17 protein-coding genes are annotated in these 23,203 nt (G+C 63.5%); 11 read left to right on the top strand and 6 right to left on the bottom strand.

Annotation, left to right across the window (positions count from 1 at the left end; all coding sequences use genetic code 11):
- Positions 1-22: 22 nt before the first annotated feature.
- Positions 23-769, top strand: coding sequence for an enoyl-CoA hydratase-related protein (locus tag ACZ9A3_RS09460; RefSeq protein ID WP_213601380.1), 747 nt, complete (start codon positions 23-25; stop codon positions 767-769).
- Positions 770-895: 126 nt separating this feature from the next.
- On the opposite strand, the gene ACZ9A3_RS09455 is transcribed toward ACZ9A3_RS09460, so the two are convergent.
- Positions 896-1,396, bottom strand: a complete 501-nt coding sequence (locus ACZ9A3_RS09455) for a GNAT family N-acetyltransferase (protein ID WP_213601383.1) — start codon at positions 1,394-1,396, stop codon at positions 896-898.
- 78 nt (positions 1,397-1,474) lie between these two features.
- Positions 1,475-2,548, bottom strand: coding sequence for an NAD(P)-dependent alcohol dehydrogenase (locus ACZ9A3_RS09450; protein ID WP_093383257.1), 1,074 nt, complete (start codon positions 2,546-2,548; stop codon positions 1,475-1,477).
- A 165-nt stretch (positions 2,549-2,713) separates the two neighbouring features.
- On the opposite strand from ACZ9A3_RS09450, the gene ACZ9A3_RS09445 reads away from it, so the two are divergent.
- The 4 genes from ACZ9A3_RS09445 (at position 2,714) to ACZ9A3_RS09430 (ending at position 7,115) form a co-directional block, all read left to right on the top strand.
- Entirely contained in the window at positions 2,714-3,391 is a 678-nt protein-coding gene (locus ACZ9A3_RS09445) for a DUF3313 domain-containing protein (RefSeq protein WP_093383260.1), read from the top strand.
- A 91-nt stretch (positions 3,392-3,482) separates the two neighbouring features.
- A complete protein-coding gene (locus ACZ9A3_RS09440; RefSeq protein ID WP_476252448.1) occupies positions 3,483-5,141 on the top strand; it encodes an alkaline phosphatase D family protein in 1,659 nt (552 codons plus the stop codon).
- A 44-nt stretch (positions 5,142-5,185) separates the two neighbouring features.
- Positions 5,186-6,274, top strand: a complete 1,089-nt coding sequence (locus ACZ9A3_RS09435) for an HNH endonuclease (RefSeq protein WP_093383266.1) — start codon at positions 5,186-5,188, stop codon at positions 6,272-6,274.
- Between the two features lie 76 nt (positions 6,275-6,350).
- Positions 6,351-7,115, top strand: coding sequence for a hypothetical protein (locus tag ACZ9A3_RS09430; protein WP_476252447.1), 765 nt, complete (start codon positions 6,351-6,353; stop codon positions 7,113-7,115).
- Here the strand turns inward: ACZ9A3_RS09430 and ACZ9A3_RS09425 are convergent.
- Together ACZ9A3_RS09425 and ACZ9A3_RS09420 are read right to left on the bottom strand one after the other, a co-directional pair.
- Entirely contained in the window at positions 7,112-8,410 is a 1,299-nt protein-coding gene (locus tag ACZ9A3_RS09425) for a serine/threonine transporter (RefSeq protein ID WP_258597633.1), read from the bottom strand. The two genes, ACZ9A3_RS09430 and ACZ9A3_RS09425, sit on opposite strands and share 4 nt — an antisense overlap.
- Before the next feature lie 114 nt (positions 8,411-8,524).
- Positions 8,525-9,901 (bottom strand): L-serine ammonia-lyase, encoded by a 1,377-nt coding sequence (locus ACZ9A3_RS09420; protein ID WP_093383272.1) that lies wholly within the window; start codon positions 9,899-9,901, stop codon positions 8,525-8,527.
- Positions 9,902-10,047: 146 nt separating this feature from the next.
- Between ACZ9A3_RS09420 and ACZ9A3_RS09415 the strand changes: the two genes are divergently transcribed.
- Complete coding sequence (locus tag ACZ9A3_RS09415) at positions 10,048-11,007, top strand: LysR substrate-binding domain-containing protein (protein WP_093383275.1); 960 nt, start codon at positions 10,048-10,050, stop codon at positions 11,005-11,007.
- Between the two features lie 33 nt (positions 11,008-11,040).
- Here ACZ9A3_RS09415 and ACZ9A3_RS09410 read toward each other — a convergent pair whose 3' ends face one another.
- Entirely contained in the window at positions 11,041-16,131 is a 5,091-nt protein-coding gene (locus ACZ9A3_RS09410) for a dermonecrotic toxin domain-containing protein (RefSeq protein WP_476252446.1), read from the bottom strand.
- A gap of 85 nt (positions 16,132-16,216) precedes the next feature.
- Positions 16,217-17,926, bottom strand: coding sequence for a sulfatase-like hydrolase/transferase (locus ACZ9A3_RS09405; protein ID WP_476252445.1), 1,710 nt, complete (start codon positions 17,924-17,926; stop codon positions 16,217-16,219).
- Positions 17,927-18,331: 405 nt separating this feature from the next.
- On the opposite strand from ACZ9A3_RS09405, the gene ACZ9A3_RS09400 reads away from it, so the two are divergent.
- From ACZ9A3_RS09400 to ACZ9A3_RS09380, 5 genes are read left to right on the top strand one after another with little or no spacing between them, the layout of a single operon-like run.
- On the top strand, positions 18,332-19,684 hold the full coding sequence (locus tag ACZ9A3_RS09400; protein WP_476252444.1) for a UDP-glucose dehydrogenase family protein: 1,353 nt from the start codon (positions 18,332-18,334) through the stop codon (positions 19,682-19,684).
- A complete protein-coding gene (locus ACZ9A3_RS09395) occupies positions 19,681-20,751 on the top strand; it encodes an NAD-dependent epimerase (protein WP_476252443.1) in 1,071 nt (356 codons plus the stop codon). Before ACZ9A3_RS09400 ends, ACZ9A3_RS09395 begins: the two co-directional genes overlap by 4 nt.
- Entirely contained in the window at positions 20,748-21,494 is a 747-nt protein-coding gene (locus tag ACZ9A3_RS09390) for a sugar transferase (protein ID WP_476252442.1), read from the top strand. Before ACZ9A3_RS09395 ends, ACZ9A3_RS09390 begins: the two co-directional genes overlap by 4 nt.
- Positions 21,495-22,142 carry a CpsD/CapB family tyrosine-protein kinase gene (locus ACZ9A3_RS09385; protein ID WP_476252441.1) on the top strand — a complete coding sequence of 216 codons (648 nt, stop codon included), beginning with the start codon at positions 21,495-21,497 and terminating at the stop codon, positions 22,140-22,142.
- Positions 22,143-22,164: 22 nt separating this feature from the next.
- Positions 22,165-23,187 (top strand): polysaccharide biosynthesis/export family protein, encoded by a 1,023-nt coding sequence (locus tag ACZ9A3_RS09380; protein ID WP_045198770.1) that lies wholly within the window; start codon positions 22,165-22,167, stop codon positions 23,185-23,187.
- Positions 23,188-23,203 lie beyond the last annotated feature (16 nt).

Here is a 23,203-nt window from a genome sequence, read left to right as displayed (position 1 = left end):
CCTACAACAACACAGGCACGCCATGAACGAACTGATCACCCGCGAACTGCACCAGGGCCTGCTGACCCTGACCTTCAACCGCCCGGACAAGCTCAATGCGCTGAACAACGCCATGTACAGCCAGCTGGGCGAGCTATTGCTGGCGGCCCAGGAGGACGCCCAGGTCGAGGTCATCCTCCTGACCGGCGGCGCGCAGTGCTTCAGCGCCGGCAACGACCTCAAGGACTTCCTCGACAACCCGCCCGGCGACATGGACAGCCCGGTGTTTCGCCTGATGCGCGTAGTGCTGGCGCTGGACAAGCCGCTGATCGCAGCGGTTGCCGGCGCCGCCATCGGCATCGGCGCCACCTTGCTGCTGCACTGCGACCAGATACTGGTCAGCCGGTGCACTAAACTGCGCATGCCGTTCGTGCCGCTGGGGGTGTGCCCGGAGTTTGGCTCCAGCCTGCTATTGCCACGCCTGCTCGGTCATGCCCGGGCCGCGCGCTTGTTGCTGTGCAATGAACTGCTCACAGGCGAACAGGCCGTCGAATGGGGCCTGGCCAATGAGCTGCATGAAGATGGCGAACAGTGCCTGGCGGCGGCGCGCAAGCTGGCGGCACGGCTACAGGCCCTGCCCCAGGATGCGCTGCGCATCAGCAAGCGCCTGCTCAAGGATGCCCATCGCCAGGAATTGGAAGCGACGGTTCAACGTGAAGGCTTGCTGTTTATCGAACGGTTGCAAACGCCGGAGGCGAAGGCGGCGTTGCGGGCGTTGGTCAAGGATTGACGCTGGCGGCCTCATCGCGGGTCAAGTCGAGGCGTCGCACCGCCGCTCCCACAGAGGCACCATCGATCCTGTGGGAGCGGCGGTGCGGCGACCCGACTTGACCCGCGATTGAGCACCGAGTTTGAATCAACGCCTCAACTCATAGCGCAACCGCGCATTCGCCCCAGCCGCCGACGCCACCCGCTTGAACCCCAATCCCTCCACCAGGCGCTGGCACGCAACATTGGCCGGCGACGTGGTCAGCCACAACAGCGAGCCTTCGAGCAGTGGTAGCAGGGTTTCCAGCGCCTCGGTCATCAAGCCCTGCCGGGCATGGGCCTCGGCGATCCAGTAACCCAGGCCGACCTTGCCCTGGGCATCCGGGCGCACACCGAGGCAACCGATCAGCTCACCACTGGCGAGGAACAGGTAGTAGCGTTTTTCACCCTGGGGCGCCGCCCAGTTCTGCCGGGCCTGGAGCAGGCTTTGACGCGCCTGCTCCAGGGTCCAGTCGTCACGGGCCCAGGGCAGAAACTCACGGTGAAAGTCGTAGTTGGCGTTGAGCACCGCCTGCAGTTGCGCAGCGAAGGTCAGTTCCGGGGCGTGGAGTTTCAGCTGTTTGCTGCGCAAGCGGCGGGGCAGGTCCATTGCGGGGTCCAGGGGTGGGTAAGGATTGACCAGTATTGCATAGTCAAAATCATTGCGAGCGCTTTGCGCTCGACACACTCAAGGGGTAATCGCCACCTTCATCACCCCATCCCGCTGATGGGCAAACAACTCATACGCCGCCTCAATGTCATCGAGCTTGAAGTGATGGGTCACCAACGGCTTGAGGTCCACCTGGCCGCTGCCTACCACTTCCATCAGCCGGCGCATGCGCTCCTTGCCGCCGGGGCACAGGGTGCTGACGATGCGGTAGTCGCCAAGCCCTGCGGCAAAGGCGTCCAGCGGCAAGCGCAAGTCGCTTGAGTACACGCCCAGGCTCGACAAGGTGCCGCCGGGGCGCAGCACCCGCAACGCTGATTCGAAGGTCGATTGCGTGCCCAGCGCCTCGATGGCGACGTCAACCCCACGGCCATCGGTGAGCTGCATGATCTGCTGGACCACATCGCCCTGGTTGAAATCCACTACATGGGTTGCACCGAGCTTGTGCGCCACTGCAATCCGCGCCGCGACGGTATCGACGCCAATGATCGTGGTCGCGCCCTTGAGCCGCGCGCCGGCGACGGCACACAGGCCAATCGGGCCGAGGGCAAAGACCACGACCGTGTCGCCTATCTGCACCTCGCCACGCTCGGCGCCAGAAAACCCGGTAGACATGATGTCCGGGCACATCAGCACCTGCTCGTCGCTCAGGTGATCGGGAATGGCGCAGAGGTTGGCGGTGGCATCGGGCACCAGCAGGTACTCGGCCTGGCTGCCGTCGATGCTGTTGCCGAATTTCCAGCCGCCCGCCGCACGAAAGCCGTGGCGGGTATCCGGGCCGTCCTGGGCGCCGCAGCCGCACAGGCAGGCAAAGCTATGGCCGCTTGGGGTGATGGCGCCGGCGATCACCCGCTGGCCTTCGACAAAACCCTGCACCTGGGAGCCGAGCTTTTCGATCACCCCCACCGGCTCGTGGCCGATGGTCAAGCCCTTGGCCACCGGGTACTCACCGCGCAGGATGTGCACGTCGGTGCCGCACAAGGTTGTGGTGGTGATGCGGATCAGCGCATCCAGCGGGCCCACTTCGGGGATCGGCTTTTCGTCCAGCACGATGCGGTTCTTTTCAACGAAAATCGCAGCTTTCATCTTGGCCATGGCGGTGTCCTCGACGGGGCGGTAGTGATTGTCCACCCTGCGCCCGACAGGCCCGGGTGCGCTTGACCGGGGTCAATGAACTGGCGGCCAGGCCAAGAGCTGCTAGCGTTGTTCAGGCGATCAATTCCCCGTCCCGTGCGGTCATTGCCAAGGATACGAACGTCGATGAAACCCACCTTGCGCTCCACCCTGCTCTGCTCTGCCCTTATCGTCCTTGCCGGTTGCTCCAGCAGCCAGGTCGACCCCAGCCAGTACTCCGGGTTTCTCAAGGACTATAGCCGCCTCAAGCCCGCCGAAAGCAGCTCCGGCAAGCCGGTGATGCGCTGGATCGACCCACAAGTGAAGGCCGCGCGCTTTACCCAGGTGTTTATCGAGCCCAGCCAGTTCTACCCCAAGCCCCAGCCTACCGCGGCGATTTCGCCGCAAATCCTCAGCCAGATCACCCAGTACTACAACACCGCGCTCAAGCGTGAACTGGGCGCCGAATTGCCCTTGGCCCAGGGCCCGGGCCCCGGCGTGCTGGTGGTGCGCCCGGCGATCACCGCGGTATCGACCAAGACCGAAGGCCTGAAACCCTACGAAGTGATCCCCATCGCCCTGGTGGCCGCTGCGGTCAATACCGCCGCCGGCGGCCGCGACCAGGAAGTCGACATCGCCACCGAGGCGGCCTTCCTCGACGGCGGCAATAACAAGGTGATTGCCCAGGTGGTGCGCAAAGGCACCGGCGAGGCCCTGGAAAACGACACCTCCAAGCTGGCCCTGGAGAACGTCAAGCCGGTGCTGGACGGTTGGGCCAGTGACCTGCGCAAAAGCTTCGCCAAGCTCAAGAGCGAGTCGCGCTAGCTACTGACACTGGAGCGCACCGGGTTCACTGCGTTGATCCCGGCGTGCGCTGCAGGGCTTTTCGGCGTGCGAACTGATAGGGAAATCGACCATGTCCCAGCTCCTGGACCCCACCTCCAACGAAAGCAAGTACGCCAAGCTCGCCAGCACCGCGATCATCGGCGCGATCACCCCCACCAGCGTGCGCCTGTGGTTTCGCGTGTACCTGCCCGGCGAGTGGGTGCTGGTGGTCACTACTGCGCCGCTGAGCGGCGACCTGCAGCGACTCGATGAGCTGCCGGTGGCCGATTTCCTGAAAAAGTACAAGATCAAGCCGGTGTTCACCCAGGCGCAAACCTTCAGCTTCGACAGCGACCTCACCGGTGTCTTTGCGGTGACTGGCCTGAAGGCGCAAAGTACCTACTACTACGCCCTGATCAGCAACATCAGCGACCGCGACATCATTCGCCGGCGTACCGAAATCGGTGGCGACAGCCCGAAAAGCCTGATTACCCCGGCGGCCAACCCGCAGACCCTGACCTTCGGCTTCTACAGCTGCCACGACCCGATCAGCGCCGACGGCAGTGCCGGCGCCTGGCCGCTGCTGCACCAGCAACTGGTCGACCAGCGCGCGCAATTCGTCATCGGCGGTGGTGACCAGATGTATGTCGACACCAACAAGAAAAACGGCTTCCTGGATATCTGGGAATGGCTCAAGGACAACAAGCAGGCGCTGCTGGCCCAGTTCAAGCGAGGCAGCAGCTACGACAAGGCCGGCATCGAGAAGTACCTGCTGAACATCTACCGCTGGTACTACCGGGTGTACTGGAACATCCCGACCCTGCGCGAGGTGTACGAGCAGTTCCCCCAGTACATGATCTGGGACGATCACGAAATCATGGACGGCTGGGGCTCGCTGACCAACAAGGAGCGGCAAAAGCGTATCTCGCTGTTGTTCGAAAGCTCAAGCAACGGCGCCACCAATCAAATGCTCGTCGACCTGATGTGGCGTGCCGCCTGCCGTGCCTACTACGAGTATGAGCACAGCCACAACCCGGTTACCTCGATCAACCTCGACAAGCCCGACGACTGCCATTGGGACTACGCCTTCGAGCAAGGCGGCTCGGCCTTTTACGTGCTGGACATGCGCGGCCACCACGATGTCGAGGCCAAGGACCCGCACAAGATTCTTGGCAGCGCACAGATGAAGCGCTTCAAGGACTGGTTGAACAGTGCCGTGGTGCAGAACGCCAAGGCGGTGTTCATCGTCTCGCCGGTGCCGGTCATGCACTGGAAGAACGTGGTCACCAACGGCGCCGATTTCGGCTCGCTGAAGGATGACTGCATGGATGAGTGGGACCACAAGAGCAACCAGGCCGAACGCAAGGTGCTGCTCGATCAGGTCTACGCGGCGTTGGGCAAGAGTGCCAGGCCGGTGGTGTTTCTCAGCGGCGACGTGCACTGCGCGGCGGTGTTTCGCCTGTTGCACAAGCAATACCCGGCGGCCAAGGTGTTCCAGGTCACCTCCAGTGCCATCTCGCGCGTACCAGCGCCAGGCATGCTCAAGCTGGCCATCAGCGGCGGCGGCGAGATGCCGGGCATTGCCAACATGGTCTGCGAGCGCTGGTACGCCATGGCCGGTTCGAAGAACTTCGCCATGCTCAGCGTGCGCCCGTCGCTGGACGGCCAGCAGACTGAAGTGCTGGTGGAACTGCATTGGCCCAGTGGCGAGGACGGCGAACTGACCAAGCGCCGGGTGTTGCTCAAGTAGCGCTACACTGATTGGGTGTCACCGTTGCCCATGAGGGCTGAGTCATGCGTCCGGTCACCAAGCAGCCACGCCATGCGAAATACTCGCCGCCGCAGAAGCTCTTGCTAGGCGGCACCGTGGCGGCCCTTTTTCAGAAAATCGCCGGTGTCACGTCTGCGACGCCAACCTACCAGATACCCCTGACTCTGGCCTTGCAAGTACTGTTGGACCACGTTACAGGCCTGCGTATCCGGCGCATTACGCCTGCCGAGCAAACCGTGCTGGCAAGTGGGCTGATGCAACGGATCAGTAAAATCTACAAAACGGCTGCATTGCCTCTGACTGACGAACTGGGCGCCTTCTGCTCTTATTGCGGTACTGCCTTGCCTGGCCTGATCGAAGTCGAACACGCCCTACCCAAGAGCCATTTCCCTTACTACGCCGTGGAGTGGAAGAATTTCCTTCTGGCCTGCAGCCCATGCAACACGTGCAAAGCAGATGACCCGGATCGAAAAACCGCAACAAGCTGGGCACAGGCTTTTTCCCCGACCGAACAACAATTGCATAACAGTATCCGTCAGCAACACTACATCTGGCCGGACCTGAACGCTGGCTGCTGGCAGGCATTGCCCAACCAACTGCAGTACCTGGACCCTAAAGTGCAGACATGGACTGTGTTGAATGCAGCAGAATCGGTCAGTGCGGGAATCAGGCTCACTGCTTATGACGTGATACAGCACAAGGTCCTGGCCAACCTCGATGCCAGTATCGGCGGCGGCCCCTTCGGCGACGTGGAGGTTGCCGTGGTTGTCAGTGACGCCAACGGCCGGGCGACAGAGATGATCGACTTGCTGGGCTTGAATGCCGACTCTTCCAGCGTCTTCGATCGACGGCTGATGAATCGCACCAGGGCCTGGTTCGATGCCTTGGAGGAGTGCCGATTGCTCAGCCGCGTCGACCCCGACCCCAAACACAACTGGCTGTGGCCGATCACTCTGCGACGCGCAGCAAGTTCCGGATTCTATTCAGTCTGGCTGACGGTCATGCAGGCGTTCGACAACTCGCACGGCACCCACTATGCAAAAGCTTTCGTCAATGACTCCGCCAGCAAGTTGTATTACCCCAGCACCAACATCAGCCAGCTCCCCTGCTGAGTGAGGCGCCATGAGACCCTTAGTACGCCCATTGCTGCCGAATCGGCTACGCCAGGCTCCCGCAGCACGACTGTTGTTGAGCGCTTTCGGCAACTTCTGTTCATTCTGCGAGCGCCCGCTGCTCGATGACGTTTGGGTGTGGAATGCCCGGACAGGCGCATGCGTTGAAGGGGACAACTGCAGTGCCCAGGACTGGGAGCACCTCTATCTGCTTGATCATGATTGCCACCAAGCGCAACAACAGGCCGATCAACAGGAGTTGCCGTTGCTGATGCTGCCGACCGAATCGCTCGTGTCTTACCCTCATGGCGCCAACTATCCGTTGAGCTACTCATTCCAGTCGATTCAGAGGGTTTTGCTTGACGAAGACAACAGCGAGTATGAACGCGAGCCAATCGGCGCTGTGCTGATCTCTACAACCCACTACCGGGCCCAAGCCACCCTGCGTTACTTCGCGCTCAATACGTCATACATCAATGCAGATGCCAACGAGTTGAGGATCCCTCGCCTGGACTATCTGTCGTTGCTTGACCGGCGCCTGGATCAACGTACCGATGCCTGGAATTTTACCCAGGAAGCAGCCATGAGGATCAATGAAAGCCAGACGCAAGCGGTCAGAGAAGCTGGGCTCCAGCAGTTGCGGCTGCTTGTCGGCACAGTGGGCTTCTGGTCCACCTGCCGGACAGCCGCAGGAACCATCCTGCCCTATGAACAGTTGCAACAGGTGTTTGATCCGATCCCCTTGGGCCAGCTGGCCATTACCGTCCAGCCCCTGGAACACCACGCAGGCTTTCTCGGCAACGGCCCGCACCAGCCCTTCCCTGGTACAGCTCGGATCTAGGCAAAAAACGAAAACAGAATCGCCGACAGGGTAATCAGGCCAATCAGCACCACAAACACGTTCGAGGCCTTGCCCGAGTATTTGCGCAGCGCCGGCACCTTGTGGATGGCGTACATCGGCATCAGGAACAGCAGGCAGGCGATGATCGGCCCGCCGAGGTTCTCGATCATGCCGAGGATGCTCGGGTTGAGGGTCGCCACGGCCCAGCAGGTGATGACCATGAACAGCGCAGTCATCTGTTCCAGGCGCTTGCTTGAGACCTGTTTGCCGCGGCTGCGCAGGCTTTTCACGATCATGCCCTGGAAGCCTTCGCTGGCACCGATGTAGTGGCCGAGGAACGACTTGGTGATTGCCACCAAGGCGATCAGCGGCGCGACAAAGGCGATCACCGGGGTCTGGAAGTGGTTGGCCAGGTACGACAGGATCGAGATGTTCTGCTGTTTGGCAGCGGCCAGGTCCGCCGGGCTCAGGGCCAGCACGCAACTGAAGCAGAAGAACATCACCGTCAGCACCATCATCACATGGGCGCTGGCGAGGATCTTGCCGCTCCTGGCGTCGGCCTGCTCGCCGTAGCGGTGCTTCTGGTCAACGGCAAAGGCGGAGATGATCGGCGAGTGGTTGAACGAGAACACCATTACCGGGATGGCCAGCCACAGGGTCTTGAAGAACAGCTCCAGGGGCATGCCCTCGCTGGCCTGGGCGAAGAAGGCGCCGTTCCAGTTGGGGATCAGGCTCACCGCCAGCAGCAACAGCGCGGCCACGAACGGGTAGACCAGCAGGCTCATGACCTTGACGATAATGCCCTGGCCGCTGCGCACCACGATCATCAGCCCGCAAATCAGCAGCAAGGCCAGCAGCGCCCGCGGCGGCGGGGTCATGTGCAGCTGGTGCTCCATGAAATTGCCCAGGGTGTTGGTCAGGGCGACGCTGTACACCAGCAGGATCGGGAAGATGGCAAAGAAGTACAGCAAGGTGATGAGCTTGCCGGCGCCGACGCCGAAGTGCTCTTCGACCACTTCGGTGATGTCTTCGCTGGCGCCGCGCTTGCCGGAAAGCACGAAGCGGGTCAGGCCGCGGTGGGCGTAGAAGGTCATCGGGAAGGCCAGTACCGCCAGTACCAGCAGCGGCCAGAAGCCCCCTACCCCGGCGTTGATCGGCAAGAACAGGGTACCGGCGCCGATGGCGGTGCCGTACAGGCCCAGGACCCAGGTGGTGTCGTGACGGCTCCAGGCACGGCTTTGCGCAGGCGCGGCCGAATCCACACGAACGCTCGTGGTGCTATTTACATCAGTCATCGATATTGCCTTGTAGTTGTTTTTGTTGCGTATGAATAACTTTGGAACAGGGGTGCAGCTATCGCGGGTCAAGCCCGCTCCCACATGTAGGAGCGGGCTTGACCCGCGATGGGATCAACACTCGACGAAGGCGACCGCCAGGCCGCCGCGTGACGTCTCCTTGTAGTTGGCATGCATGTCGGCGCCGGTGTCGCGCATGGTGCGGATCACCCGGTCGAGGGAGATGAAGTGCTCGCCATCGCCACGCAAGGCCATCTGCACGGCGTTGATGGCCTTGACTGCAGCAATCGCGTTGCGCTCGATGCACGGCACCTGGACCAGGCCGCCGACCGGGTCGCAGGTCAGCCCCAGGTTGTGCTCAAGGGCGATTTCGGCGGCGTTTTCCACTTGCATGGGCGTTGCCCCCAGCACGTCGGCAAGGCCGGCCGCGGCCATGGCGCAGGCCGAACCGACCTCGCCCTGGCAGCCGACTTCGGCGCCGGAGATCGAGGCGTTCTTTTTGCACAGGATGCCCACCGCAGCGGCGCTGAGGAGGAAGTCGACGACGTCGTTGTCGCAGGCCTCGGGGTTGAATTTCATGTAGTAGTGCAGCACCGCCGGGATGATGCCGGCGGCGCCATTTGTCGGTGCGGTGACCATGCGCCCGCCGGCGGCGTTTTCTTCGTTGACCGCCAGGGCGAACAGGTTGACCCACTCCATGGCGCTCAGGGTCGAGCCGATGACGTTGGGCTTGCCCAGCTCCTGCAGGCTGCGGTGCAGCTTGGCGGCGCGGCGCTTGACCTTGAGCCCGCCCGGCAAGATGCCCTCGTTGCGCAGGCCGTTGTCGACGCACTCGCGCATCGCCGCCCAGAGTTTCAGCAGGCCGCTGCGCACCTGGGCTTCCTCGCGCCAGGCCAGCTCGTTGGCCATCATCACCTGGCTGACCCGCAGCTTGTGCTGCTTGCACAGCGCCAGCAGCTGGGCGGCGCTGTCGAAGTCATAGGGCAGTTGCACCTGCTCGGCGCTGTTGCCGGCCGTGCCCACTTGCGCGGCCTCGACGATAAAACCGCCACCGACCGAATAGTAGGTTTGCTGCAGCAACGAGCCCGATGCGCTGCTGGCTTCCAGGGTCATGGCGTTGGGGTGATACGGCAGGCTTTCATCGAGCAGCAGCAAGTCGCTGGCGCAGTCGAATGCAATCGCCTGCGTGCCGTCGAGCATCAGTACCTGGCTTTGCTGCAGTTGCGCGATCAGCGGCTCGATGCTTTGCGGGTCGATCTGGTCCGGCCATTCGCCCATCAGCCCGAGCAGGCAGGCGCGGTCGGTGGCGTGGCCGACGCCGGTGGCCGACAACGAGCCGTACAGGCGCACTTCGACCCGGCTGACCTGCTCCAGCAGGCCTTGCTCACGCAGGGTCTGGGCAAAGGTTGCCGCCGCACGCATGGGGCCTACGGTGTGGGAGCTGGAGGGGCCGATGCCAATCTTGAAAAGGTCGAAAACACTGATAGCCATGCTAATGCCTGACCGAGGCAACAATCCATGTCACGCAACGGCACTGTTAAAAAATTGATGGGTGTCGCGAAGTTGCGCGATACTGCCCGGTCACTTGCGTGTTGACCAACGAAACTTTCTAAGCAAGCCTTTAGCAGAGCTAAACGATGAAGCGACAAATGAATGGCCAGATGTACGTCTGGCTGCATGTGTTTGCCTGTGCGGCGCGGCACCTGTCGTTCACCCGCTGCGCCGAAGAACTGCACATCACCCCCGGCGCAGTCAGCCAGCAGATCCGCCAACTGGAAGAGCGCCTGGGCTTTCGCCTGTTCCTGCGCCGCGCCCGCGGCGTCGAGCTGACCGCCGAAGGCCAGCGCCTGGCGCAGACCGTCGGCGAAGCCTATGGCAGCATCGATGCCGAGTTGCGCCGCCTGGACGCTGGCGAAATCCGCGGCACCCTGCGCCTGCGCTCGATCCCGTCGTTTCTGGCCAAGTGGCTGACCCCGCGCCTGCCGCGCCTGCAGCAACGCTACCCGGACATCCAGCTGCGCCTGGTGGCCGAAGACAGCAGCCAGGCCTTGCACGAAGGCGACTTCGACCTGGCCATCGACCTCAACGACGGCAGCTACCCGGGCATGCATTCCACACCGCTGCTCGACGAACAGATCTTCCCGGTCTGCGCCCCTTCCCTGCTGCGCGGCCGCCCGCCGCTGCATGGCCCGGCAGACCTGGCGCATTACCCGCTGCTGCACGACATCACCGCCTGGCGCGGCAGTTCGGAATACGCCGAATGGGAGTTCTACCTCGAGGGCATTGGCGCCAGTGGCCTGGACGTGCGCCGTGGGCACACCTTCAACCGCAACCACCTGACCATCGAGGCGGCGATTGCCGGCATCGGCGTGGCCATTGCCCGGCGAACCCTGCTCAATGACGAGCTGGAACGCGGCGCGCTGATCGTGCCGTTCGGCCTGCCGATCGCCAACCACAAGCGTTATGTGTTGCTATACCCGCCCGGTGGCCTGGCGCATCCGGGGGCGCGGGCGGTGCATGACTGGCTGGTGGAAGAAGCCGAAGGCTTTCGCGTGTTGCATGCCCAGGACGCCAGTGCGCTTGCCTTGCGCCGTTAGTGCAGCGACGCAAGGCAAGGCCGTTCAGGCCGCTTAGCTTTCGCTGCTGCGGGTCAGTTCGAGGATGAGGCCGTGCTCGGCCGCAGTGCTGACTTCTTTCAACTGCTGCTCAGCGGTGAAGTAGCGCCCTTCCGACAGTGCCAGACGCTGCAGGTGCCCCTGCCCGTCCACGGGTGCATCGGGCAGGATCTGCTGCACCGCTCTGCGCACCTCGGGCGCCAGCGGCCCGTCGAACTCGTGCCAGTCGTACAGGCAGCTCAACAGGTAGTCGGCGGCATCGCGCCATTGCTGTTCGAAGGTCGCAAAGCGCTGCCCGTGCAGTTTGCGCAAGGAGCGCTTCCAGCCATGTTGCAGCACCATCCATTGCTGCCTGGCCTCCACCTGGCTGCTCAGGCGCTGGACTTCGCGCTCGACACTCTTGACCACACGCGCGTCAACACCGGCCCTGTGCGCATAGAGCATGCCGCTGGACGGCTCGGGGAAGTCGAGCCGGGTGGCCAGTTCCTGACGCAACTTCAGGCGAATTTCCACCGGGTCGGACTCATGCTCCAGGTCCTGGTCGGTAAGGTTATCCAGCGGGTCGAAGGCCGGCAACGGGCGGCTGCCGGCACGCATGGCATCGCGGCGCAGATCGCGGGCAAGGCCGATACGCTGGGCCAGGGAGTTGACCAGCTCGCGGCGATAGAGCTGTTTGTACAAGCCGACCACTGCCGCCGTGCGCTGCAGCGGGTCAAGCGCCTCCTGGCTTTGGCGATAGGCGAGAAACTCGACTTCCAGGGCACTGAAGCCGTCGGCCCCGGCGTCGCCACAGGTTGGTGGGTAAGCGTCGGCAACCGCCTGCAAATCACTGAACAGCTGGTCGCAACCTTGTGCGGCGCGCAGCAGCTCCCAGACCCTGGCGGACATGTTGTTGAAATCGAACCGGGCCTCGCTGGACTCCAGCGCCCGGTCGAGCACCAGCAACAGCGGGCGATGGGTGTCTTCATCGGGGAACAAGGTGTCCCACAGTTGCTGCTGTTCGGCGCTCGCCTCACGTAACCAGCCGGCGGCCAGGCCGCTGGCACGGCGACTGAACGGCATCCCCAGGCCGCGCAAGTGGGTGGCAGCGGCCTCGCTGAGCGGGTTCTGGTTGAGCAGCAGCCAGCGGCTGCGCTGGCCGTCGGCACGCAACGCACCGCCAAAGGCCGTGGCCGCAAGGTCGGGAAGCTCGCTCAGCTCGTTGCTGCTCAGGTCCACCGTGCGCAGCTGATGCTCTGGCGGCTGCATCAGCTCCAGCAATCCTTCAGGCCAGTCTTCGAGTTGGCAGCCACGCAGGCTCAGGTGCTCAAGCATCCGCAGGCCGGCCAGCTGCGGCGCCCGGCCCAGGGGGTTGTCGGCCAGGTTGAGCTTGCGCAACCGCACAAGGCCGGCAAAGGCTGCGGCCCCGTCTTCGTCCAACTGGATGTTATTGCGGGCAAGGTCCAGCTCCTGCAACGGGATTGCCGCCAGGGCTTGCAACTGCTCGGCATCGAGGGTCGCGCCATTGGCCCGAAAGCCCAGCGTGGTCAGGCTATCGAGCTTGCCCAGGGCATTGATCGCTTCAACCGGCAGCGTGGCCATCTGGTTACCGGTGAGGCCCAGCCCACGCAAGGCCCGCAAGCTTTGCAGCGGGTCGAACATGCGCGCATTGACCGCGATCTGGTTGCCCTCGAGGCTGAGCAACCGCAGCTTGGTCCGGGTGCCAAGCGCAGCGGGTATCTCGGTCAGGCGGTTGTGGTCCAGGTTCAGTTCCCTGAGTTCGGTAAACGACGAAAGGAATTGCTCCGGCACTGCGCTCAGTTCCATCCGATGCAGGAACAAGCGGGTGACATGGCGAAAGCGCACATTGATCGCTGGCAATCCGCCAGGCCTCCAGGAGGACAGGTCCAGTTCATGTTTATGATCGCCACCCACACGGCGCCAGGCGGCTTTTAGCCGGTCACGAAGCATTTCCCGGTCCACCCGCTCGCCAGCGCTGGGTCGCTGCGCCACCCAGTTGTCGAGGGTCTGCCCGAGCTGGCGATACTCATCTTCCAGGCCCTGGATCGCAACACCAAGGTCTTCATTGGCGAGTCTCAGCTGGTTCTTGATCTCGGAAATTTCATTGGCACGCAACTCGGGGTACAAGGCACTCAAACGGCGATATTCGCTGGAACGCAAGGTCCCCACCGCGCCGCCCAGCGGGTAGCCACGGCGCCCGTCGGCCAGGCGCAACGGCGATTGCAACCAGGGCCGCGAGGGTTGCTGGCCGATCAGGGTCGAACAGCGGGCGCGATTGCCCAGGGCTTGCTGGGTCAGACGCTGGCGCAGTTGCGCGGGCTCGTAGATCTCTACCCCAAGTGACTGGCGCAGGGTGTCGGGCAGTGCGCGTAACAGCGCAGCAAAAAAGTCATCGCTCAGCCCCAGTTCATTACCGCGGGCATCGAAAACGCGATAGCCACCCTCGTACTTGAGTATCGAGCGCAGCTCTGCCTCGGTGTCACCGACGCTGGCCAGCACCGCGCTGGCCAGCGTCTGCTGGTGTAGCTCAAGGCGAATACCACTGTTCCAGCCGGGCAAATCGGCGAGCAATTGCAGTGCCAGGCGCTCGCTGTCCAGGGCCATTCGTGCAGGGAACACCAACCCTTCAAGGGCACGATTGAGGCGCAACTGGCGCTGATAGGCCCGGGCTTCTTCGGCCAAGCGTCCAGGTACGCGCGCTTGCTCGCCAATCAGTTGCCCACGCTCCTGGGCAGTGGCGTGCCGCACAATTTCCTCGGCAAGCGAATCAGGCAGCGAGGCGAAGTCACGCTGCAAGGTCTTGGCGCCCAGGCCGGGGGCGCTTTCGATACTGGCGTACAGACTGTCGAACACCGCGCTGCGCTTGCGCTCTGCCAGATCGGCCAATTGCTCGCGCAAGGCCGGCAAGCGTGCCTGCTCGGGCAAATGCTCACCCAGCAGCTCGCTGCGTTGCGCCTCACTCAAGGCCTGCAACAGCACCTGGGCGAGCTTGCCGCTGCGCACATCGGCGGCCAGCACCTTGAAGGCGTGACCCTGGGGCCAGCGCTCCAGGCCATAGGTCTGCGATTCACCCCACAGCTCCGGCCCCCTGAACACCTGCAGTACCCGGTTGGCCGGCCATTTGGGCAACTCGACCAGCAACGCCAGCGGATAGGTCATGCCCGCCTCCAGCGCCGCACCACTGCGGATATCGGCGACCATCCGGGTAATGCGCCGGTCCAGTTGCAGGCGCTGCAAGGTATCGGCCAGCAGCGGTGCAAGCGGCCCCTGCTCGACATGCATGTGGCGCAGCACGTCGTCGTCGACCCCGCTGATGTCGGCAGCCTGTGCCAGGCTGGCATCGTCCAGGCCCTTGGCCAGAACGCCGATGCGCCGCAGCAACTGGCCACGCTCCCAATGCAGCGGCTGTTCACCCTGGAACTGCCAGGCGCCGTTACCGTAGTGTTTGAGCGGCGGCTCGAAGGCGTCGTTGTTGTCCGGGTGCCTGATTCGCCATTGTTGAAGACCGGCATCATAGCGTTGCTTGTACAGCTTGCCATCCAGGCGGATGTACAACTGATCGTTCAGTGCGTACTGCCCCAGGGCATTGGGCGCCAGGCCCTCGGGTAGTTGCACCGGGCTTGCATAACCGCTCAGGTCGGGCTTCCACAAGCGCACTTGGCCATTGGCCAATTCGACACGCTCCAGACCATCAACAAACAGCGACGGTTCGGCGGCGCTGCCGGCTACCCCCAGCCCTGCGATCAAACCCAGGTTGACCACCAGCGACTCGACCTGCGCCAGGGCTTCGGCGGTTTCCCCGGCTTCCCAGGCCTCGACGCCATGGAACACGTTGGCCATCAGTTGCGCGCCGGTCACCGCCAGCATCAGCGGATTGAGCGCCGGGACTAAAAACGCCGCAGCGTTGAGCACATTCAGGCCGATATCCAGCCAATGCTGCAAACGCGCCAGGCGCGCGGCGCGGTCTTCATCGGCGGTCGGCACCGCCAGTACCCGGGCATTGGCCTTGAGCCTGCGCACCTGCAGGCGCTGCAAGCGGCTCCACAGCTCGCCGTCGAGCGCATGTTCCTCGACCTGCAGGCGCGGATTGCGGATCGGTTGGCGGATCTTTTCCTCGCCCTCAAAGCGTTCGACGTACAGCGCCTGATTCAAGGCGCGCACAAATGCCGGGCGCTCGGCCTGGGGCACACATTTGAGTATTGCCTGGCGGTAATCGTCAGCTTGCAGGCTGGTAGCCAGGTCGTGGGCAAAGGCGCTGGTCGAGGAATACTCCTTGATCGGGTACAGCGGCGCGCCGGCGATCCAGGCCACACAGCGTTCAGTGACATTGCTCGCCGCCGGATCCGGGCCGATCAACAGCGCTCCGTCCAGCACGCTGCCCAGCACGCTGATCTGCCGACAGACCACGGCTTTGCCATCGAGCCGGGGCGCAGCGCCATTGGCCAGCAGCAATAACGCGGCCTGTACTGCGTCGGTGATTTCACCGTAGCTTCGCGCCCGCTGCACTTGCGCGACGAACTCGGCCCGGGTCGCTGCCGTCATGCTGGCGGCCCTGACGGGGTCCTGCAGCACCTCGGCCAGGTGCTGCTGATACTGCCGACCCAGGTCGAGTTCGCGGCACAGGGCGACGAAACGCTCACAGCTCAGGCTCACGGTTTGACCTTGCGCGTCAGCCAGGTAGCTGAAAGGGCCCAGGTCTTCGTTGGCGCTGAAATTCTGCAGCGCCGCCTCAAGCAGGCTGCTGCTGTGGGTCGCGCCCTTGGGCAAGGTACGCCCGCCAAGGGTTTCAAAACCGACCTGGTGCAGTTGCGCCTTGAGCACATCCACTTCCACCCCATGGGCCTCACGTAATGAACGGGCCAACAGTGGTGCACAGAACTGGCTGATGCCCTTGAGCGCGGCAAGCTGAACTGCCAGCGCCTGGCGTGCAGCCCTCGAAGCCTTGAGCGCAGCCTGTAGCTGCGGCTCTATCGCCGACGGCAGTTGCTGGCTCTGCAGCAGGGTTTGAAAGTCCTTGGCCGCCAGATGGCTGACCCAGGCAGGAATCGCCGCGCCGATCAAGGTGCGGTGGAAAATCAACGCAGGGTTTGGCTTTGCAGGTGTCATTGGAAAAGTTCCTGACAGTGGGGGGCTGTCAGGAGAGCAGCACCGCCGTTGACGGCGGTGCTAGATAAATAGTGCCTTCACCCGCTCAATCAGCCTGGCCCACCGGCATCTGCGCATTCGGCAAGGCCGCCCCCGGGGTCACCACTTCGCTCAGGTCAATATGCTTGAACACCGGCTTGGCCCCCAGCCGCGCATTGAAGCGGGTATTGAAGCTGAACGGGTCGTCGCTCGGCACTACCAGCGAGCGCCCGTACACCGCGGCGATGCCGGCCGGGTCGTAGCCGAGCAGCTGCAGCAAGGTGGGAAAGATGTTGTAGTGACTGGAACGGTCCTTGTTGGTTGCCAGTTGCGCCTGCCAGTCGAGGGTTTGCAGGCCCTGGCCCTGGATCACCACCAGCGGCACCAGGCCCTCCTCTTCCACCGGGTTGCTGTCGCAGTGGGTGTTGAGCCCCGGGTTGCCGCGCTCGTGCAGGTCCTGGCCGTGGTCGGAGGTGTAGATGAGCACCGCCTGGCTGAGGTCGGCCTTGGCGAACAGGCGGTTGAAGAACTCGCCGACGTTCCACAGCAGGCTGTTCATGTACGAATTGCGGTACAGCACCCAGTCTTCGGGCTGGCCATTGAATCCGTCGCGCCGGCCGGTGTCGGTGATGTCGGTGTACTGCCCGCGCGGCAAGGCCGGGCGGTAGGCCATGAAGTCGTCGGGGTATTTGTCGTGCACCGGGAAATGCACGCCGACCTTGTTGATCACGATCAGTTGCGCCTTGCCGTCGGCCAGCAGCTCGGTGAGCTTGGCCACAGCGGCCATGTCGCGGTCACGCACCGGGGTGCTGTCGAACTGGATGAACTGGTCGATGTCGCGTTTTTCCGCCGCGTTCATCAGGTTCTGCAGGTTGCCGCCGGTGCGCTGGGCGTCGATGTACACGGTGCCCAGGCCGGCAGCCTTGGCGTACTGCCAGATCGACGGCAGGGTCGAGTTGATACGCAGGTAGTCGTCGCGGGTGCCGCCATAACGCAGGGTGACGTTGGTGTCGGAGCTGCAGTTGGCGATCGAGGCGGCGTAGCCATAATTGAAAATGCTCACCCCGGGCCGGGCCTGGTTGAGCTGGCTGCGTACGCCATGGGCGGTGTTCAGGTCCAGGTAATTGCCCGAGACGCTTTCGTCGATGATCAGCACGATGTCGCGGGCCAGGGCCGGGCCGCTGCGTGCCAGGGTCACCGGCTCACGGGGGCCGACGCTGTCGTGCAGCGACTCGTAGAGCATCAGGTTGGCATAGGCCAGCGGCGTGTACATGATCGGCAGGCCGCGCGCGCCTTCGCCGGCGCGCACGAACAGAATCGCCGTGAGCAAGGCAATGCCCAGCAGCGGCGCCGCCCACGGCAGCGCCCTGGGCCCGGGCACAGGGTGGCGTGGCTTGAGCCCCAGGCCCAGCAGCAACAGCAGCGAACTGCCCAGTACCCGGAGGATCACGCTGTGGTACTGCTCGATGGCCTCGCCGATAAAACCACCGGAATACACCATCGAGATAAAGCCGCTGTAGGTCAGATAGTCGGCGGTAATACGCGTGTAGGCATCGAAGAACACCGCGCTGGCGCTGAACACCAGGGCAAAGCCCCAGCGCAGCCAGGCCTGGCGGATGTTGGCGCACAGCAGCAAGGCCAGCACCAGCAGCACCAGGACGCCGAGGTACAACAGCAACGCCGGGCTCAGGCCGATGGCCTGCAAGCGCTCCAGGTAATAGGGGTAATTGCTCAGCAGGTACAGCGCCAGCAGCAGTTCCTTGACGTATTTGAACATCTTCCCCTCGCCCAATTTTGACCTTGCAAGCACCCGGACATTGACACGTTAGCAGTCGCCACCCAAAGCGCAAACCGGAACAACGTCAGTTTTTTGACCTAACTTGGCGGCGCCAATTCTGACAGTTCAAAAACGCGAAAGCGTTGCATTCGTGAAACATCCACATCCATAAACGCCTTGTTTATCGCGGGCTTCGACCGTTCATCGTTTTGCGATGCGGCAATTGGCCAGTGCTCACCAATGCTAACCCCCGGATTTAGAACGGCTTGATAGCAAAAAGCCCAAATCACAGCGAGTGTAAATCCGACGAAACATGCCATTTGATTGACACGACTTCCCACGGGTGGGCTATACCGAAATCACACCACTGTTTCATCCTCATTACTCCATACGAGGCACGCCGACATGGACGTGAGCGTATTTGGCACCGGCTATGTCGGTCTTGTGCAAGCTGCGGCCCTCGCAGACGTAGGACACCGGGTTTTGTGCGTCGATGTCGATGCGCACAAGATCAGTCAACTGCGTCAGGGCGTACCGCCGATCAGCGAGCCGGGGCTTTCGGCCATGCTCGAAGAAAACATCAAGGAAGGCCGCCTGCTGTTCAGCACCCAGGCCAGTGATGCGGTCAGTCACGCCGAGCTGATCTTTATCGCCGTCGGTACGCCGCCGGATGAAGACGGCTCGGCCGACCTCTCCCATGTCCTGGGGGTGACCCGGCAGATCGCCGGGCTGATGGAAGCCGATCGCACCCTGATCATCAAGTCCACCGTCCCGGTCGGCACCGCCGACAAGGTCGCCGCCCTGGCCGGCGAAGAACTGCAGCGCCTGGGCAAGGGCGCGCTCAAGGTGCGGGTGGTGTCCAACCCCGAGTTCCTTAAAGAAGGCAGCGCCCTGGCCGACTGCATGCGCCCGGACCGGATCATCGTCGGCACCGCCGATGACCAGGCCCACGACCAGCTCGCCGAGCTCTACGCGCCCTTCTGCCGCAACCATGAAAAGCTCATGTTCATGGACAACCGCAGCGCCGAGCTGACCAAGTACGCGGCCAACGCCATGCTCGCCACGCGCATCAGTTTCATGAACGAGCTGGCCAACCTCACCGAGCACCTGGGCGCCGACATCGAAGCGGTGCGCAAGGGCATCGGCTCCGACCCGCGCATCGGCTACCACTTCATCTACCCCGGCTGCGGCTTTGGCGGCTCGTGCTTCCCCAAGGACCTGCGCGCCCTGCTGCACACCGCCGAACGCAGCGGCATGCCGCTGCGCCTGCTGCAAAGCGTCAGCGAAGTCAACGACAGCCAGCGTCAGATCCTCTTCGCCAAGCTCAAGCAGCGCTTCCCCGGCAGCCTGGCCGGCAAGTCGATTGCGGTCTGGGGCCTGGCCTTCAAGCCCAACACCGACGACATGCGCGAAGCACCGAGCCGCTACCTGATGGAAGCGCTGTGGGCCGAAGGCGCTACCGTGTGCGCCTTTGACCCTGAGGCGATGTCCGAATGCCGGCGCCTCTACGGCTACCGCAAAGACCTGCAGCTGTGCGCCACCCGCGACGACACCCTGGAAGACGCCGACGCCCTGGTGATCTGCACCGAGTGGAAAAACTTTCGCGTGGTCGACTTCGCCCTGCTGGCCAAGAAGCTGCGCAGCCGCCTGATCATTGACGGGCGCAACCTGTACAACCCCGAGCAGGTCGCCACTTTCGGCCTGAGCTACAGTGGCATCGGCCTGCGCCAGGTGCAGCCGGAGGTACCGGCGCCATGAAGATCCTGGTCACCGGCGCCGCCGGTTTCATTGGTGCCCATTGCAGCCTGCGGCTGTTGCGCGACGGCCACCAGGTGATCGGCCTGGACAACTTCAACGACTACTACGACCCGGCGCTCAAGCATGCGCGGGTGCGCTGGGTCGAAGCTGAGGCCAGAGCCTTTACCCTCTACCGCCTCGACCTCAACGATGCCGCCGGCATGGCCGAGCTGTTTGCCAGCGAGCAACCCGAGGTAGTGATTCACCTGGCCGCGCAAGCCGGGGTGCGCTACTCGCTGGAAAACCCGCGGGCCTACATCGACAGCAACCTCAGCGGCTTTCTGAACATTCTCGAAGGCTGCCGCCGCCATCCGGTGCAGCACCTGCTGTATGCCTCGTCGAGCTCGGTGTACGGCGCCAACCAGCACACCCCGTACCGCGTCGAGGATGCCGTCGACCACCCGCTGTCGCTGTACGCGGCGACCAAAAAAGCCAACGAGGCCATGGCCCACAGCTACAGCCACCTGTTCGGCATCCCCACCAGCGGCCTGCGCTTTTTTACCGTGTACGGCCCCTGGGGCCGCCCGGACATGTCGCCGATCCAGTTCGCCCGGGCGATTGCCGAAGGCCGGCCGATCCAGCTGTTCAACTACGGCCAGCACCAGCGCGACTTCACCTACATCGATGACATCGTCGAAAGCCTGGTACGCCTGATCCCGATGGCGCCAACCGCCAACCCGGCCTGGGACCGCGAGCATCCGGACCCGGCCAGCAGCCACGCGCCGTGGCGCCTGTTCAACATCGGCGGCCAGCGCCCGGTGGAACTCACCGACTACGTGGCCTTGCTGGAAAAACACTTGCAACGCAGCGCCAGCATCGAGCTGCTGCCCTTGCAACCGGGTGATGTGCTGGCCACCTGTGCCGATGCCAGCGCCCTGGAACAGGTCACCGGCTTCACCCCCCAGGTTTCGCTGGATGAAGGGCTCGGGCGTTTTATTGCCTGGTTTCATCAGTACTACCCGCAACTTGACCGGGACGCGGTGCGGGTCAACGGGCACTTGCCCGCGCAGCAACGGAGAACGGTATGACAGGACAACCTAAAAGTGCGCAACTGCAGGCACTGTATCAAGACAAGCGCATGGACCCCGCGCACCGCCAGCGCATCGACGCGGCGATTCACATGCAAGGCCGTGGCTGGCTGACCGGCCGTGCCGGCGGGCGCCCCTGGACCCTGTCGCGCACCAACCGGGTGGTCGCCTGCTTTGGTGCCTTGTGCATTCTGGCGTTCATTTCGCCACTGCTGCTGGGCCTGGCCGTGCTGGTCAAGTTCAGCAGCCCCGGCCCGGTGTTCTTCGTGCAAAAGCGCACCGGCTATCGCGGCCGCGCCTTCGGCATGTACAAGTTCCGCACCATGGTCGCCAACGCCGAGGCCTTGAAGGACTCGGTGCGCCACCTCAACAAGCACGGCGCCGATGCCATCGATTTCAAGATCGACAAAGACCCGCGCGTCACCCCGATCGGCCAGTGGCTGCGGCGCAGCAGCCTGGACGAGTTGCCCAACCTGTTCAACGTGGTGCTCGGTGACATGCGCCTGGTCGGCCCGCGCCCCACCTCGTTCAACGCCTATCGCTACAAAGACAACCACCTCGCCCGCCTGAGCATCTACCCCGGCATGACCGGCTTGTGGCAGATCTCCGGACGCAGCGACATAGACTTCGACCAGCGAGTCGAACTGGACCTGAGCTACATCAACGAACAGAGCTTGATGCTGGATCTGAAGATCCTCTTCAAGACTCCCTTCAAAGTCTTCAGCGGCCACGGAGCAAGTTGAATGGACGGTTCTACTTCAAGAAGTCTGACGATCGCCACCCCGAGCGAAACCAACCTGACCTCCACGGTGCTCGATGAAGACCAGCGCATCCTGCTGCTGACCGCTGCCAACACCGGCAGCGGCACCAGTACCAGCGCCCTGGCCTTTGCCAGCCAGTTGGCGTTGATGAGCGGCGGCCCGGTCTTGCTGGTCGACAGCAGCCCCAGCGGCAACAACCTCAGCCAGCAGTTGAGCCTGCACAAGCTGCGCGGCTTCAACGACCTGATGTTCGACCAGGACACCCCGCCGTTGATGCAGGACTGCATCGTGCGCCTGTCCGACCAGCCGTTCGACGTGCTGCCGGCCGGCACCCACAAGCGCGGCAAGGAGCGCCTGAACCCCGACCTGCTGCGGGTGCTGCTCAAGCACATGGGCGAGCACTACCGCTTCGTGGTGATCGACGGCGAGGCGGTGTACGCCAGCGCCGACAGCCTGATCATCGGCACCCTGGTCGATGGCGTGATTCTCGTCGTGTGCGCCGAGGAAACCCGCTGGGAAGTGGCCCAGGCCGCCGCCCAGCGCCTGACCCAGGCCGGCGCCAGGCTGATCGGCAGCGTCTTCAACCGGCGCAAGTACTACATGCCCAAGTGGCTGTACAACAACCTTTAGGCCAGCAGACCAGGAGCCTCACATGAAATACACGACGTTCGCGCTGTGCCTGCTGACCCTGGCCGGCTGCGCCAATCAGGACACCCGGCAGATGCCGGTACAGATCATGACCGCCAATGCCGCCAACGCCCAGGACGCCGAACTGCCGCGCAGCGAACAGGTGCTGCGCCCGCAGGACGTGCTCGATGTGATCTTCCACATCAGCACCAGCGGCTCGGCGTCGTACCGTATCCAGTCCGGCGACACCGTCGGCCTGGCCTTCCCGGCAGCCAGCTCGCTCAACGGCAACCAGCTGGTGCTGCCCGACGGCACCATCGAACTGCCGCGGGCCAACACCTCGGTCAACGTTGCCGGGCAAACCCCGGACCAAGCCCGGCGCACCATCCAGCAGGCCTACCGCAACAAGCGTCTGTTCCAGCCCGGGCGCGACAACGTCACCGTGCAGGTGATCAGCCCGCTGACCAACGAGCAGAACCTCAAGAGCGCGCTCAACCACCCGGCCACCGGCATGAGCCGCGAGATCACCGTCGGCAGCGACGGCCAGGCGAGCTTCCCGGAAATCGGTTCGGTGCCGCTGCAGGGCATGACCGTCACCCAGCTGCAGACCTACCTGAACAAGCGCTACGCCGACCTGCCGGGGCGCATGACCGTGGACGTGATGCTCAAGTCCACCGCCGTCAACGAGATCTACGTACTGGGTGAAGTCGGCCAGCCCGGCGCCTACCCGATCCGCCGCCCGGTGTCGGTGCTTGAAGCCCTGACCCTGGCCCGTGGCCCGAACGTCAAGGCGCGGCTCGACTCGGTGGTGATCATGCGCCGCAACGGCAACCAGGTGCAGGCCGTGCCCTACAACGTCGACAAGGCCCTGGATGCCAGCGCCGCGCAAGTCGCCTACCTGCAGCCGGACGACATGCTCTACGTGCCCAAGACCAAGCTCGCCAGCGCCGGCGACCTGGCCCGGCAACTGGCTGACGTGGTGCTGTTCCAGGGGGTCGGCTTCAGCTTCGGTTATCGCGTTGACAACAAAGACAGCGACAACAACTAATTCCAGGCGGGTATCC

It is taken from the genome of Pseudomonas sp. TE4620 (assembly GCF_056279045.1).
This window is presented reverse-complemented; position numbering and strand designations above follow the sequence as displayed.

Bases quoted from the DNA above. Each gene is read 5' to 3' on its own strand.
- ACZ9A3_RS09425 (WP_258597633.1), bottom strand. From the start codon at position 8,410: ATGACTGATGTAAATAGCACCACGAGCGTTCGTGTGGATTCGGCCGCG.
- ACZ9A3_RS09440 (WP_476252448.1), top strand. From the start codon at position 3,483: ATGTCCCAGCTCCTGGACCCCACCTCCAACGAAAGCAAGTACGCCAAG.
- ACZ9A3_RS09435 (WP_093383266.1), top strand. From the start codon at position 5,186: ATGCGTCCGGTCACCAAGCAGCCACGCCATGCGAAATACTCGCCGCCG.
- ACZ9A3_RS09410 (WP_476252446.1), bottom strand. From the start codon at position 16,131: ATGACACCTGCAAAGCCAAACCCTGCGTTGATTTTCCACCGCACCTTG.
- ACZ9A3_RS09380 (WP_045198770.1), top strand. From the start codon at position 22,165: ATGAAATACACGACGTTCGCGCTGTGCCTGCTGACCCTGGCCGGCTGC.
- ACZ9A3_RS09395 (WP_476252443.1), top strand. From the start codon at position 19,681: ATGAAGATCCTGGTCACCGGCGCCGCCGGTTTCATTGGTGCCCATTGC.
- ACZ9A3_RS09390 (WP_476252442.1), top strand. From the start codon at position 20,748: ATGACAGGACAACCTAAAAGTGCGCAACTGCAGGCACTGTATCAAGAC.
- ACZ9A3_RS09405 (WP_476252445.1), bottom strand. From the start codon at position 17,926: ATGTTCAAATACGTCAAGGAACTGCTGCTGGCGCTGTACCTGCTGAGC.
- ACZ9A3_RS09400 (WP_476252444.1), top strand. From the start codon at position 18,332: ATGGACGTGAGCGTATTTGGCACCGGCTATGTCGGTCTTGTGCAAGCT.
- ACZ9A3_RS09450 (WP_093383257.1), bottom strand. From the start codon at position 2,548: ATGGCCAAGATGAAAGCTGCGATTTTCGTTGAAAAGAACCGCATCGTG.
- ACZ9A3_RS09420 (WP_093383272.1), bottom strand. From the start codon at position 9,901: ATGGCTATCAGTGTTTTCGACCTTTTCAAGATTGGCATCGGCCCCTCC.
- ACZ9A3_RS09455 (WP_213601383.1), bottom strand. From the start codon at position 1,396: ATGGACCTGCCCCGCCGCTTGCGCAGCAAACAGCTGAAACTCCACGCC.
- ACZ9A3_RS09460 (WP_213601380.1), top strand. From the start codon at position 23: ATGAACGAACTGATCACCCGCGAACTGCACCAGGGCCTGCTGACCCTG.
- ACZ9A3_RS09445 (WP_093383260.1), top strand. From the start codon at position 2,714: ATGAAACCCACCTTGCGCTCCACCCTGCTCTGCTCTGCCCTTATCGTC.
- ACZ9A3_RS09385 (WP_476252441.1), top strand. From the start codon at position 21,495: ATGGACGGTTCTACTTCAAGAAGTCTGACGATCGCCACCCCGAGCGAA.
- ACZ9A3_RS09415 (WP_093383275.1), top strand. From the start codon at position 10,048: ATGAAGCGACAAATGAATGGCCAGATGTACGTCTGGCTGCATGTGTTT.